Raw genomic sequence first — 12,920 nt, forward strand, 5'->3', positions numbered from 1 at the left:
TACAATATTGAATATTCAATAAATTGCTAAATTTTATCTAATATAAAAAGAATTCTGTTATCAATGCTGTCTTTTGGCACTTCAATTAAGTCGTAACCATATTTTTTATAGGTATCTGTAAGATGTTCTTGTATTTTTTTTGCCTGTTCAAAGTTTTCATAGCGCTCGCTGTCACTTTCATAAATTTCTTCCCAAGGCGGAAGAATGAAAATTTTAGTATATACATTTTCGTTGCAGGCATCAATAAAATGAGCAGGATAATCATCACCAATATAATCTAAATACGCAACAACATCAGGAATACCGCGGTCAATGAAAACCCATTGATTAGGTTCATTTCTCGCATCATTAAATTGTTTGATTCTGCCGTCAAGCAGCATTTGACTGAATAATAAAGGATCTTCCAAGAACAGTTGTTCGATACCTCGTTTTTGAGCTTCAAGTGTAACTTCACGAGAAATTTCAGGATAACAGCAATAACCTTTGGCTACCAAACCTTTTATAATAGAACTTTTCCCCGTACCAGGGCCGCCAATGATAACAATAATTTTTTTCTGCACGTTTTCAAATTAAACGGCAAAAATACTCAAACTTATTGGTATTTTAAAAGAATATTTAAGACTAAAATAGGCTGTTGCTTAAGGAGCGAATGATAAGGATTTTTTAGTAAAAATGGATTCCTGCTGTCCTTCCAAATCTTTTATTTTTTGAAAGAAAAAATAAAAGGATTTTCCCTCCCATCAGGGCTATGAAGGGGAGATAGGGCATTTTTGGAAATAAAAAAGGATAAAAAAGAGAAAATTAAATATTAAAAATCCAAATTCTTGATTCTTGATTCTTAAATCTTAAATCTAAAATCAAAATTCTAAAATCTAAAACGTATATTTGCCTTTATTTTTATTTAAGAATGAGCGACGACAACGAAAAAAAGACTGCTGAGTTTTACGAAAGACTGAAAACCGAATTAGATAACAGTAATTCTTGGCCTGCACCATATTTGTTTAAATTTATAGTGCCAACTAATGAAGAAAATATCCTAAAAGTGGAAAATGCCTTCAATTGTATGGGAGCAGTAATCAAAACAACAAAATCTAAAACCGGAAAATTTACCAGTGTTTCAGTAGATGTAACGGTCAAAGATTCTCAGGAAGTAATAAATAAGTACCAAGAATTATCCACAATAGAAGGTATAGTCTCCTTATAATTATGATCGAAAAATATACAAAAGAAAATGCGAATGATGTAGTTTTCAATTTGGAATATAATTCTGAAAGAGAGCATTTAATCATTCCAGAGTACGGCCGTCATCTGCAAAAATTGATTGAGCAGGCTACTATTATCGAAGATGATGAAAAACGCAATAAAACGGCAAAATACATCATTCAGGTAATGGGAAGTCTGAATCCTCATTTGCGTGACGTACCCGATTTTCAGCATAAACTTTGGGATCAGCTTTTTATAATGTCTGATTTTAAATTAAAAGCCGATTCTCCTTATCCAATACCTTCAAGGGAAGTGCTGCAGCTTAAACCAGATGTTTTAAAATATCCGCAAAACTTTCCAAAATACAGGTATTATGGAAATAATATAAAGTACATGATTGATGTGGCCAATAAATGGGAGGAAGGCGAGATGAAAAGTGCATTGGTAAAAGTTATTGCCAATCACATGAAAAAATCCTATTTGAGCTGGAACAAGGATACCGTAAAAGATGATGTGATTTTTGAACACCTTTATGAGTTATCTGACGGGAAACTGAATTTACTGCAAAGCTCAGAAGAACTATTAAACACTACCGATTTATTAAGAACCAATAAAAGGATTTCTAATAAAATTGGTCCTGCAGGACAGCCAAAAATTCAAAGCAACAAGAATAATAAAAACGGAAAACAAAAGCCGTTTCAAAAAAAGTAAATAAAAAAGAAGCTAAGACGCTGAGTTCCTAAGTTTCTAAGATTTATAGGAACTTTTAGTTCAATGTCTTAGGAATCTAGAATTTTAGAAAATTAGAATCTGCAAGTCAAAGAATCTTAAATCAAAAGCATGGAAGTTTTCAAAATTGAAGGAGGAACACGTTTAAAAGGAGAAGTAATCCCGCAAGGTGCAAAAAATGAAGCACTGCAGATTTTATGTGCAGTACTTTTAACACCAGAAAAAATAACAATCAACAATATCCCGGATATTATCGATATCAATAAACTGATAACGCTGTTGGGGAATTTGGGTGTTAAAATAGAAAAACTAGGGCATGGTTCATATACTTTTCAATGTGATGAAGTAAATGTAGGATACTTAGAAACAGAAGCTTTCAAGAAAGAAGGAGGTTCGCTTCGTGGTTCTATTATGATTGTTGGACCGCTTTTGGCTCGTTTTGGAAAAGGATATATCCCGAAACCAGGCGGAGATAAAATCGGACGCAGACGTTTGGATACCCATTTTGAAGGATTTATCAATCTTGGTGCAAAATTCAGATACAATAGAGAAGACCATTTTTATGGAGTAGAAGCTCCAGACGGACTTACAGGTGCTGATATGTTATTGGACGAAGCATCAGTAACAGGAACTGCCAACATTGTAATGGCAGCAGTTTTGGCCAAAGGAAGAACGACAGTTTACAACGCAGCTTGCGAGCCTTATTTACAGCAGCTTTGTAAAATGCTGAATTCTATGGGAGCCAAAATCACAGGTGTTGGATCTAATTTATTGACTATTGAAGGAGTTGAAAAATTAGGAGGCTGTGAGCATAGAATTTTACCGGATATGATTGAAATTGGTTCTTGGATTGGTCTTGCGGCTATGACAAGAAGTGAAATTACTATCAAGAATGTAAGCTGGGAAAATCTAGGAGTTATTCCAAGCGTATTCAGAAAATTAGGAATTACCCTTGAGAAACAAGGAGATGATATTTATATCCCTGAACATAAAGATGGTTACGAAGTAAAAACAGATATCGACGGTTCAATTCTTACAATTGCCGATGCGCCTTGGCCAGGATTTACACCTGATTTATTGAGTATCGTTTTAGTAGTTGCTACTCAAGCGAAAGGTGATGTTCTTATTCACCAAAAAATGTTTGAAAGCCGTTTGTTCTTTGTTGATAAACTGATTGACATGGGAGCTAAAATCATGCTGTGTGACCCGCATAGAGCTGTAGTTATTGGACACGATTTTAAATCAGTATTGAAAGCAACTACAATGTCCTCTCCAGATATTCGTGCAGGAATTTCATTATTGATTGCTGCGCTTTCTGCAAAAGGAACTAGTACAATTCAAAACATTGAGCAGATTGACCGCGGTTACGAGCGCATAGACGAGCGACTAAGAGCAATTGGAGCCAAAATAGTTCGAGAAAAACAATAAGAATAATAATTTTAAAAAACGCTTAAAAATAATTTAAGCGTTTTTTTATACAGTTTAGGTTCAGAATTTAGGGTTGTAAATTAGAAATTTAAATTGTGCTTACAATAAAAAAATGAAATATGTCTAATGTAGAAAAAGCGGTAAAAGCGACCTATTTTAGTATAATCGGTAACACATCTTTGGCTCTTATTAAGGGATTAGCAGGGGTTTTCGGGAATTCATATGCGTTAATTGCTGATGCCATCGAATCAACTGCTGATATTTTTGCGTCACTTCTGGTTTTATTTGGTATCAAATATTCCAGCAGACCGGCAGACGAAAATCATCCGTATGGACATGGAAGAGCCGAGCCTTTAATTACCTTTTTGGTTGTCGGATTTTTAATTACTTCGGCTACGATTATTGGATATGAAAGTATAATGAACATTCGAACTCCGCACGAACTGCCAAAACCGTGGACACTTTTTGTGCTTGGAGCTATTATTGTCTGGAAAGAATATTCGTTTCAATTGGTGATGAAAAGAAGTAAAGAAACAAACAGTTCTTCCCTAAAAGCAGATGCCTGGCATCACAGAAGCGATGCGCTGACTTCGATTGCAGCTTTTGTCGGAATTTCAATTGCATTGTTTTTAGGAAAAGGATATGAATCTGCTGATGATTGGGCGGCGCTGTTTGCTTCAGGATTTATACTTTATAACAGTTACCTGATTTTTAGACCTGCTCTTGGGGAAATTATGGATGAACATTTGTACGATGATTTGGTTGAAGAAATCAGGCAGGTTTCTCATCAGGTTGATGGTATTATTGATACTGAAAAATGTTTCATCCGAAAAGCAGGAATGAAATATCACGTTGATCTTCATGCTCGTGTAAGCGGAACCATAACGGTAAAAGAAGGCCATGATTTATCTCATAAACTCAAAGATACTTTGCGTGAGGAAATTCCGGAACTTGGTCATGTATTAATTCATATTGAGCCGAATTAGAAAATGATTGTAAAATAGAAAAACCAATACCTTCAAAAAAGGTATTGGTTTTTTTATTGCTGTTTTGATTTAGAGTTCTGTATTTGAACACAAATTTTGTTCGCTGGCAGTTGCTCGCGTGAGGGATTGCAGTGGAGCTCTTTTTTATCCCTTTTTTTCAAGGGATAAAAAAAGCGGGAACGGAAAGCCCGACCCGTAGTTTTTACGAAGGGTCACGCCCAAATGAATTAAATAATCTTGATTTAGTTCATAAATTTTATTCCCACAATAACTCCTTCATTTTGAAATCCGTTTTGATAGGAGCGCACATAATCGATTCGAAACATTTTTAATTTTCCAAAACCAAGATTGTCCAATCCTACACTATACTCAGAATACGGATTGATATTTGGTTCTGCAAGTAAATGATAGCCTACAACTAAGTTTGATTTTAGCAGATTCAATAACGGAATTTTGTTCATTATAAACCCTCTGTCATTGTGCTCGGTGTGAAATTCAAAATAGCTGTCGTTGGTACTGTTTGTGTAATACGGCATTAAATTAAATACATTCAGATAATTTCCTGATAAGCCAACATAGGTTTGATTTCCATTGAAATGCTGATAATCCATAAAAGCAATATTTTCGGCATCAAAGAATTTTCCAGCTTTTAGGCTTAATCCAAAATCTCCTTTGTTGCCAAAGGTGTGACTGTATTTAATCTGTGTATTGATATTGGTAAATTCATATTTCTTTTCGGTTCCGGCAAATCCTTTTTCAAGTCCAAAATATAGAGTAGGGTAGTTTGAGTTACGGATATTATATTTCCCGTCTGGTCTTGAAGCATATTTATTGCCGAAATTTATTTTAGCAGTCAAATCCAATTTGGCCAAACTGTGTTTTTCGAACCCAGAATTTATATAATCGTCCGGATTTAGAGGATTATTGGAAGAATAGAGTTTGTCTTTGTTGATAAAAGTATAATCTGTAGTGTTGAATAATGGTTTTCGTTGCTCATAATCAATTTTTCCTCTTAGATTAACGCCGTTTGCAATATCCTGTCCATACTCTATTTTGGCAAATTCCAGATTATATAATTTTATGTAATTGTCCTTAAAAAATAGCGTACTTATTGAGTTTATAAAAGGACTGATAGGTTCGTTTCTGTTAAACTGTGCGACAGCAGTTCCTCCGGAAACTTGTATATTGGCATAATTCTGATTATTGAATTGGTGCCAATATTTTCCGTTAATTCGGACACGGTCATCAGAAAATCCATAATTGATTTTTAAATCAATGTTGGTTCGGCGTCCTTTTTCTTCCTGCTTCCAGTTGGAGTAGGAGAAACCAGTATCGAAATTCCAGCCCTGCACGGTATTGAAACTAAGGGAACTTAGATCGAGTAATCCTTTATATCCCAAAGAAAATTTTTTGGAACTGCTTCTGTATGTATAACCAGTAATTGGATCGAGAAACTTAAACTTGTTATTTTTTTTATCTATTGAATCCAAGTATTTTGGAGAGTTACGGACTTTGTGGATACTGTCTTTCCTGATGTAATCGGTAATCTCTTCTGTTGTTAGTGGGATGGGTCTATTTGCATTCCAGAAAACTGTGTCTTTTTTGTTTGAGTTTATATCAACTGAGGTAATCTCGTTTGTGAATGTTTTTTTGTCGAAAGAATCAACAAACTCATAATTGTTATAAACGTAAGTGTATTTTCCGTTGAATTTAATTCCAAATAAGCCTGCACTGAAATCAAGACTTTGTGTTCTTTTTGCCCAAATTTTATTGGTTTCGTTGTAGCTGAAGTTTTGTTTCAGCGTCATCACATCGATAACATCTTCTTTCATTCGGTAGCCTTTTATGTCTAGATCAATTCCATAAATGGCCCAAGAATTCTCTACAATATAAATATAACCTTCAAAAACTGGTTCTTTATCTCTTTTGGCAATGACCTTTATTTTGTTAATGGTCTGGTTGTTTTCATCGACAAAAGTGCTTTCCAATTTATACTTATAATAATTGAAGGCATTATCTGCAATAGGCGAAACCATATTGATTCCAAAACGTATCGTATTGTCATAAAAATCATAAAAGGAAGATCTTGCAGTATTGTATGCATATCCTTTGTTGTCTCCGCTTACTTTGGATGCCGTAACGACTTCTTTCAGATTATTTGGTTTTTCATAAATAATTTTAGAAAACGTTTCAGAAAGTGATATGATTCCCGTTCCGGTAGAGTCCAATGCGCCATCCATGTCGCCTATTTCCTGACCGAATATCTTTTTTGGTGCATTTTTCAGTTTAAAAATCCCTCTGGAATAAAAATCGGCTTTGAAGCGTGCTGTTTTGGTGGTGTTTTCTTTTTTGCTGGCAATTGCTTTTTTTATAATTGTATTTGCAGGATTATCTTTGGTAGTAATTACTACTTCGTTGAGTGAGAAGTTCTCTTCAATCATTTTTACATCCAATGGTAGGGTTAAATTCTCAATAGGAACGGCTATTTTTTGAGTTTTGAAGCCTAAATATTGGAAAACAATTTTATTCTTGCCGGTAGATTTTAAATGGAGCTGGTATTTTCCCTGCTCATTTGTAGTTGTTCCATTATAGGTGTTTTCTTCAAAAACATTGATAAATGGAAGCGGATTTCCTTTTTCGTCAGTGACAGTGCCTTTTATTTGGGCAAAAGAATGAAAAGATAATAGGAGTAAAAAGTACAAAAAAGCGTTTTTCATAAAATTTAGTTTTTATGTTTGACGCTTTTTTGTAAGTATGTTACGAGAATATCGAGGATATTCTGTTAAATTTTCTATAAAAGTATTACAAAAAAGACTGGATCGCCAAATCATAGCTTTTTAAGCCAAAACCTAAAATGACTCCTTTGGCGTTTCCAGAAATATAGGATTGGTGTCTGAAACTTTCACGGCCATAAGTATTGGATATATGAACTTCGATTACTGGCGTTGTAACCGCTTTGATAGCATCGCCAATTCCAACGGAAGTATGCGTGTAAGCTCCGGCATTTAGAATTATTCCGTCATAGCTAAATCCTAGTTCCTGAATTTTACCAATTAATTCTCCTTCAATATTACTTTGGTAATAGACAAATTCTAACTGAGGAAATTTGGCTTTTAAAATTTCAAAGTAATCTTCAAATGTTTGAGAGCCGTAAATTTCCGGTTCTCTTTTTCCAAGTAAATTTAGGTTTGGACCATTAAGGATGGCAATTTTCATAATTTTTTGTTTTTGTAAAAATAAATAATTCGTTTTAATATAGAAGAATAGTGTCACAAAAGAATCATTTTATTTAAATATATAAGAATGTTTTTTTTGTTGTTAAAAATAAGAATTTAGTTGTTTTTTTAAGAATTTTACTTCTTTGTATTGGATTGATATACATTTTGTTAGCAATAATTTCATTGTAATATATACAGTATTTATATTACATTTTAACATTTAATTAAGATTTTATGAAAGAATTTTGGTGAATATTTCGTACGTTTGTAGTTATATTAATAACAAACAAAAAAAAATGAAAAAAATTATTTTAACAGCTGTTGCTGTTTTAGCATTTGGATTCGCAAATGCACAAGAAAAAGGATTTACTAAAGGGGATTTATTCATTTCGGGAGCAGTAGGTGTTTCTTCAGTGAAAACAGGAGATGTAAAAGAAAGCGAATTAAATATTACGCCAAAAGTAGGTTATTTTGCAACTGAAAACATTGCAGTAGGAGCAACAATTGGTTACACATCACTAAAAGAAACAAATGATTTTGGTGATGATCAAAAAACTACTGCTTTTGGATTTGGAGTCTTTGGTAGATATTACGCTACTCCAGCTTCTGACTTTTCTTTCTTTGGAGAATTAGGAGTTAACTATGCCACTGCAAAATTTGATGATGGTATTGATGGTACAGAAGATGGAAAGGCTAATGGTTTTAATGTTGCTGTTGCACCAGGAGTTAGTTACTTTATATCTAAACATTTTGCATTCGAGGCTTCGATAGGAGTTTTAAGTTATGGTTCTGTTAAACCAGATGCAGATGGTGCTGAAGCTACGAATTCTTTTGAGTTAGGGTTAGGTCTTGATGATTTAACTTTAGGCCTTGTTTATAAATTCTAATTTTTAGATTACGTTTATAAAAATTTAAACCTCCCACCTCGGGAGGTTTTTTTATGCGCAAAAAAGTCTTTACTTTGTTGGTATGAATTGGGAATCGTATTTAAAAAGTTATCAGTCCTATCTTAAGATTGAAAGAGGTTTGTCAAAAAATACTATTGACAATTATACTTTTGATATTGAAAGATTGTGTTTGTTTTTGAGTCAAAATTCGATTTCCGTTTCTCCAATAACTATCAATGAAGAATCACTGCAGCAATTCATTTACGCGGTTTCCAAAGAAGTAAATCCAAGATCTCAGGCAAGAATAATTTCAGGTCTGAAGAGTTTTTTTTCTTATTTAATATTTGAAGATTTTAGAAATGATAATCCTTTAGAACTGATTGAGTCACCTAAAACAGGGCGTAAATTACCAGATACATTAGCTGTGGAAGAAATCGATGCGATTATTTCGGCAATTGATTTGAGTTCTAATGAAGGGGAACGTAATCGTGCTTTATTGGAAACAATGTATGGCTGCGGTTTAAGGGTCTCCGAATTAGTAGCTTTAAAAATATCCGATTTGTTTTTTGACGAAGGATTTATAAAAATTACTGGTAAAGGCAATAAACAGCGTTTTGTCCCTATTGGAGACCTGACTCAAAAGTATATTGAGATTTATAAAAACAATGTGAGAACTCACCTTACTATTCAGAAAGGGTTTGACGATACACTGTTTTTGAATAGGAGAGGGAAACAATTAACAAGGGCAATGATTTTTACCATTATAAAAGATCTGACTGTAAAAATTAATCTAAATAAAAAAATTAGCCCGCATACATTTCGACATTCATTTGCTACCCATTTGCTGGAGAATGGAGCCGATCTGCGTTCTATTCAATTAATGCTGGGACATGAATCAATTACTACTACAGAGATTTATGTTCATTTAGATAGGAAATTTTTAACGGAAGTTATTAATGCTTATCATCCCAGAAAGTAATAATTGTAATAAAAGTATTGATTTATGATAATATCAAGTTAAGATTCAATATTTTTGCAATTACACCAAGGATTTATAAATTATGATCTTTACAGCCAATAAAAATCCCGAAGATTTAAATAAATTATACGAAAGTCTGATAAAACAGCTCCCGAATATAATTTTTCAGATAAGAGTGAATTCTGATAAACAAATTGCAATCGATTTTTTAAGTAAACCAATTGAGTTTCTGGATGAATTTTCAATTAATGAATTTCTTGAGGATTCGTATAAGCTGTCTAATTATAAAATTTACGAGCCGGATTTCAAAATGTTTTTGGATTCCTATGAAAAGGCTATTTCAAGTAATGAAAAATGGGAGATTGATTTCAGATTGCTGATGCCTGAAAGCGGATACAAATGGATTCGAATCGATGCAACTCCTAAAAAAAATGATCAAGGAGAAATGGTTTTTTATGGACTAATTTCGGATATAACAATAGTCAAAGAACAGGAAATTAGACTGAAAGTAGCCGATGAAAGGTATCATTTTGCTGTACAGGCCTCAGATAGAGGGGTTTGGGATTGGGATTTGATAACTAATAAAGTGTATTATTCTTCGGAATCAATGAAGATATTGGAAATAACCGAGTCTGATTTGGTAGCAGCTCCCGAAGAATGGGATGAAAGAGTGCATCCTGATGACCGCGAAGAGTATTACGGAAATATCAATCTGCATTTTGATAATAAAATCCCTTTTTATGAAACTTGCCACCGGGTTTTATGTTCGGGAAAATATAAATGGATTCTCGATAGAGGAAAAGTTATTGAAAGAGACGGCAACGGAAAACCACTGCGGATTGTAGGAACTCATACCGATATATCTGAGCAGAAAGAGAAGGAAATAGAGCTGGCAAAAATGCTCGAAATTGTAAATACTCAAAATAACAAGTTGCTTAATTTTGCTCATATTGTTTCTCATAATTTGAGAACACACAGCGGAAATATAAAATCATTGTTAGATTTACACAAAGAAAATCTTTTGTCTGATTCGGATACTTTAAGTAATATCCAAATTGTCTCAGATGAATTGTTTTCGACCATTGAAAACCTGAATGATTTAGTAAGTATCTATGCCGAGAGGGAAGATAATATGCAGCTTCTAAAAATCAATGGATTTATAGATAAAGTTTTGGATGTTTTATATGAGTCTATTAGATTAAAAAGAATCCAAGTATTGAATTATGTTCCAAATTCGGTTAAAATACTTTGCATACCAGCTTATTTAGAAAGTATAATGCTGAATTTAGTCACTAACGCAATAAAATATTCCGATCCCGATAAAGAGTCTAAAATTATATTTACCGCTGAAGTAAATGATGAATTTGTGATTTTGAACGTAAAGGACAATGGACTTGGAATCGATTTAGAAAAGCATAAAGAATCTATTTTTGGATTGTATAAAACATTTCATAGAAACAATGATGCTAGAGGTGTTGGTTTGTATTTGACAAAAAATCAAGTTGAAAATATGGGCGGTAAAATTGAGGTAGAAAGCACTCTTAATTTTGGATCAACTTTTAAAGTTTATTTTAAAAAAGAGTAATTTGTACATTTGGCATGAAAAAATAAAAGAGAATTTTAAATTCTTGACACTCAAATAAAAAATCCAAATTCCAATTTATGTAAAGGGAATTTGGATTTTATGTTTTAGTCCCTCTTAAAAGAAGGGATAGTTAGCTTTTATTTGGCAATATTCACTGCTCTGGTTTCTCTAATTACAGTAACCTTAACTTGACCAGGATATGTCATTTCAGTTTGAATTTTTTGAGAAATTTCAAAAGATAAATTGGCAGCATTATCATCAGATACTTTTTCGCTTTCTACGATAACGCGAAGTTCTCTACCGGCTTGGATTGCATAAGCATTTTTAACCCCGCTGAATCCGTATGCTACTTCTTCCAGATCTTTTAAACGCTGGATATAAGAATCTAAAACTTGTCGTCTAGCTCCAGGTCTGGCTCCTGAAATAGCATCACAAACCTGTATGATAGGAGATAAAAGAGATTTCATTTCTATTTCGTCGTGGTGAGCTCCAATTGCGTTGCAAACCTCTTCTTTTTCACCATATTTTTCAGCCCACTGCATACCTAATAATGCGTGTGGTAAATCGCTTTCTGCATCCGGCACTTTACCAATATCGTGAAGTAAACCTGCTCTTTTTGCTAGTTTAACATTCAATCCTAATTCAGCGGCCATGATACCGCAAAGTTTAGAAACTTCGCGAGAGTGCTGCAATAAATTTTGTCCGTAAGAAGAACGGTATTTCATTCTGCCGACTACTTTTATCAATTCAGGATGTAATCCGTGGATTCCTAAATCAATAACGGTACGTTTACCTACTTCGATAATTTCGTCATCAATCTGTTTAGTTGTTTTGGCAACTACTTCTTCAATACGAGCTGGGTGAATACGTCCGTCCGTAACTAATTTATGCAATGCCAAACGGGCAATTTCTCTTCGTACAGGATCAAAGCAGGACAGAATAATCGCTTCCGGAGTGTCATCAACGATAATTTCAACTCCTGTAGCTGCTTCAAGGGCACGGATGTTACGTCCTTCACGTCCAATGATTCTTCCTTTAACATCATCAGATTCAATATTAAAAACAGAAACGCAGTTTTCTACTGCTTCTTCAGTTCCAACACGCTGAATGGTGTTAATAATAATTTTTTTGGCTTCCTGCTGTGCTGTTAATTTAGCCTCTTCAATAGTATCCTGAATATGAGACATCGCTTTGCTTTTTGCTTCAGCTTTCAACCCTTCAACAAGCTGGTCTTTAGCTTCTTCAGCAGATAATCCTGAAATCACTTCCAGCTGCTGCAGCTGGCTTTTATGAAGTCTGTCAACTTCTACCTGTTTTTTTTCTAAATTTTCTATTTTAGAGCTGTATTCAGCAGTTTTCGCTTCAAAATCATCATTTACTTTTTTAGCTTTTGATAATTCATTTGAAACTTGTGATTCTTTATCACGGACTCTTTTTTCAACTTCGGCAACTTTTTTATCTCGGGCCAAAATTACCTGTTCATGTTCCGATTTTAATTCAATAAACTTTTCTTTCGCTTGAAGAATTTTATCTTTTTTAATGTTCTCAGCCTCAAGATTGGCATCTTTTAAAATTGAAGCAGCTTCTTTTTTAGCGCTTTTAATTAAATTAGAGATATTGCTTTTTTCTATGATTTTGGCAATGCCAAATCCTAGTGCAATTCCTGCAATTCCTGAAATAACTATTTCTATAATGTCCATGTTTATTAAAAATTTATATATAAAAAAAGCCTACATTAGAAGTTGTATAAACTCGAAAAGACAAGTTTTGAGCTAACTCACTGTTCAAGTTTCCTCGCCGAAGCGTGGCATACTATAGTAGTGATGATTCGCTCATTCTAAATTGTTAGTGTTGAGTTTACCAATATGAACTAATGTAGGCAGTATCTTAGTCTGTGTAAAGAAC

General features: G+C 33.7%; 11 protein-coding genes. 7 read left to right on the top strand and 4 right to left on the bottom strand.

Annotated features, from left to right (window positions below; genetic code table 11):
• Positions 1 to 26 precede the first annotated feature (26 nt).
• The gene (locus C8P67_RS17800; RefSeq protein WP_115814539.1) at positions 27 to 560 is read right to left on the bottom strand and encodes an AAA family ATPase; all 534 of its coding nucleotides are present in this window, start codon (positions 558 to 560) and stop codon (positions 27 to 29) included.
• Positions 561 to 907: 347 nt separating this feature from the next.
• Here C8P67_RS17800 and C8P67_RS17805 point away from each other — a divergent pair, with 347 nt between their 5' ends.
• The 4 genes from C8P67_RS17805 (at position 908) to C8P67_RS17820 (ending at position 4,346) form a co-directional block, all read left to right on the top strand.
• Complete coding sequence (locus tag C8P67_RS17805) at positions 908 to 1,204, top strand: DUF493 family protein (RefSeq protein ID WP_115814540.1); 297 nt, start codon at positions 908 to 910, stop codon at positions 1,202 to 1,204.
• Between the two features lie 2 nt (positions 1,205 to 1,206).
• Positions 1,207 to 1,914 (top strand): DUF4290 domain-containing protein, encoded by a 708-nt coding sequence (locus C8P67_RS17810; protein ID WP_115814541.1) that lies wholly within the window; start codon positions 1,207 to 1,209, stop codon positions 1,912 to 1,914.
• A 129-nt stretch (positions 1,915 to 2,043) separates the two neighbouring features.
• Positions 2,044 to 3,360, top strand: coding sequence for a UDP-N-acetylglucosamine 1-carboxyvinyltransferase (gene murA / locus C8P67_RS17815; protein WP_115814542.1), 1,317 nt, complete (start codon positions 2,044 to 2,046; stop codon positions 3,358 to 3,360).
• Between the two features lie 119 nt (positions 3,361 to 3,479).
• Positions 3,480 to 4,346, top strand: coding sequence for a cation diffusion facilitator family transporter (locus C8P67_RS17820; RefSeq protein ID WP_115814543.1), 867 nt, complete (start codon positions 3,480 to 3,482; stop codon positions 4,344 to 4,346).
• 242 nt (positions 4,347 to 4,588) lie between these two features.
• On the opposite strand, the gene C8P67_RS17825 is transcribed toward C8P67_RS17820, so the two are convergent.
• Complete coding sequence (locus tag C8P67_RS17825) at positions 4,589 to 7,063, bottom strand: DUF5686 and carboxypeptidase regulatory-like domain-containing protein (RefSeq protein ID WP_115814544.1); 2,475 nt, start codon at positions 7,061 to 7,063, stop codon at positions 4,589 to 4,591.
• Positions 7,064 to 7,148: 85 nt separating this feature from the next.
• Positions 7,149 to 7,562 (bottom strand): type II 3-dehydroquinate dehydratase, encoded by a 414-nt coding sequence (gene aroQ, locus C8P67_RS17830; protein WP_115814545.1) that lies wholly within the window; start codon positions 7,560 to 7,562, stop codon positions 7,149 to 7,151.
• A gap of 298 nt (positions 7,563 to 7,860) precedes the next feature.
• Here aroQ and C8P67_RS17835 point away from each other — a divergent pair, with 298 nt between their 5' ends.
• From C8P67_RS17835 to C8P67_RS17845, 3 genes are all read left to right on the top strand, one after another.
• Entirely contained in the window at positions 7,861 to 8,451 is a 591-nt protein-coding gene (locus tag C8P67_RS17835; RefSeq protein WP_115814546.1) for an outer membrane beta-barrel protein, read from the top strand.
• Between the two features lie 82 nt (positions 8,452 to 8,533).
• Complete coding sequence (gene xerD / locus C8P67_RS17840; RefSeq protein ID WP_115814547.1) at positions 8,534 to 9,430, top strand: site-specific tyrosine recombinase XerD; 897 nt, start codon at positions 8,534 to 8,536, stop codon at positions 9,428 to 9,430.
• Positions 9,431 to 9,512: 82 nt separating this feature from the next.
• Complete coding sequence (locus C8P67_RS17845) at positions 9,513 to 11,015, top strand: PAS domain-containing sensor histidine kinase (RefSeq protein WP_115814548.1); 1,503 nt, start codon at positions 9,513 to 9,515, stop codon at positions 11,013 to 11,015.
• A gap of 137 nt (positions 11,016 to 11,152) precedes the next feature.
• Here C8P67_RS17845 and rny read toward each other — a convergent pair whose 3' ends face one another.
• Positions 11,153 to 12,715 carry a ribonuclease Y gene (rny, locus tag C8P67_RS17850; RefSeq protein ID WP_115814549.1) on the bottom strand — a complete coding sequence of 521 codons (1,563 nt, stop codon included), beginning with the start codon at positions 12,713 to 12,715 and terminating at the stop codon, positions 11,153 to 11,155.
• Positions 12,716 to 12,920: the final 205 nt, after the last annotated feature.

It is taken from the genome of Flavobacterium aquicola (assembly GCF_003385115.1).
GTDB lineage: Bacteria > Bacteroidota > Bacteroidia > Flavobacteriales > Flavobacteriaceae > Flavobacterium > Flavobacterium aquicola.

Excerpts from the sequence above, each read along its gene's own strand:
- C8P67_RS17805 (WP_115814540.1), top strand. The coding sequence starts at position 908 with ATGAGCGACGACAACGAAAAAAAGACTGCTGAGTTTTACGAAAGACTG.
- C8P67_RS17810 (WP_115814541.1), top strand. The coding sequence starts at position 1,207 with ATGATCGAAAAATATACAAAAGAAAATGCGAATGATGTAGTTTTCAAT.
- murA (WP_115814542.1), top strand. The coding sequence starts at position 2,044 with ATGGAAGTTTTCAAAATTGAAGGAGGAACACGTTTAAAAGGAGAAGTA.
- C8P67_RS17820 (WP_115814543.1), top strand. The coding sequence starts at position 3,480 with ATGTCTAATGTAGAAAAAGCGGTAAAAGCGACCTATTTTAGTATAATC.
- C8P67_RS17825 (WP_115814544.1), bottom strand. The coding sequence starts at position 7,063 with ATGAAAAACGCTTTTTTGTACTTTTTACTCCTATTATCTTTTCATTCT.
- aroQ (WP_115814545.1), bottom strand. The coding sequence starts at position 7,562 with ATGAAAATTGCCATCCTTAATGGTCCAAACCTAAATTTACTTGGAAAA.
- C8P67_RS17835 (WP_115814546.1), top strand. The coding sequence starts at position 7,861 with ATGAAAAAAATTATTTTAACAGCTGTTGCTGTTTTAGCATTTGGATTC.
- xerD (WP_115814547.1), top strand. The coding sequence starts at position 8,534 with ATGAATTGGGAATCGTATTTAAAAAGTTATCAGTCCTATCTTAAGATT.
- C8P67_RS17845 (WP_115814548.1), top strand. The coding sequence starts at position 9,513 with ATGATCTTTACAGCCAATAAAAATCCCGAAGATTTAAATAAATTATAC.
- rny (WP_115814549.1), bottom strand. The coding sequence starts at position 12,715 with ATGGACATTATAGAAATAGTTATTTCAGGAATTGCAGGAATTGCACTA.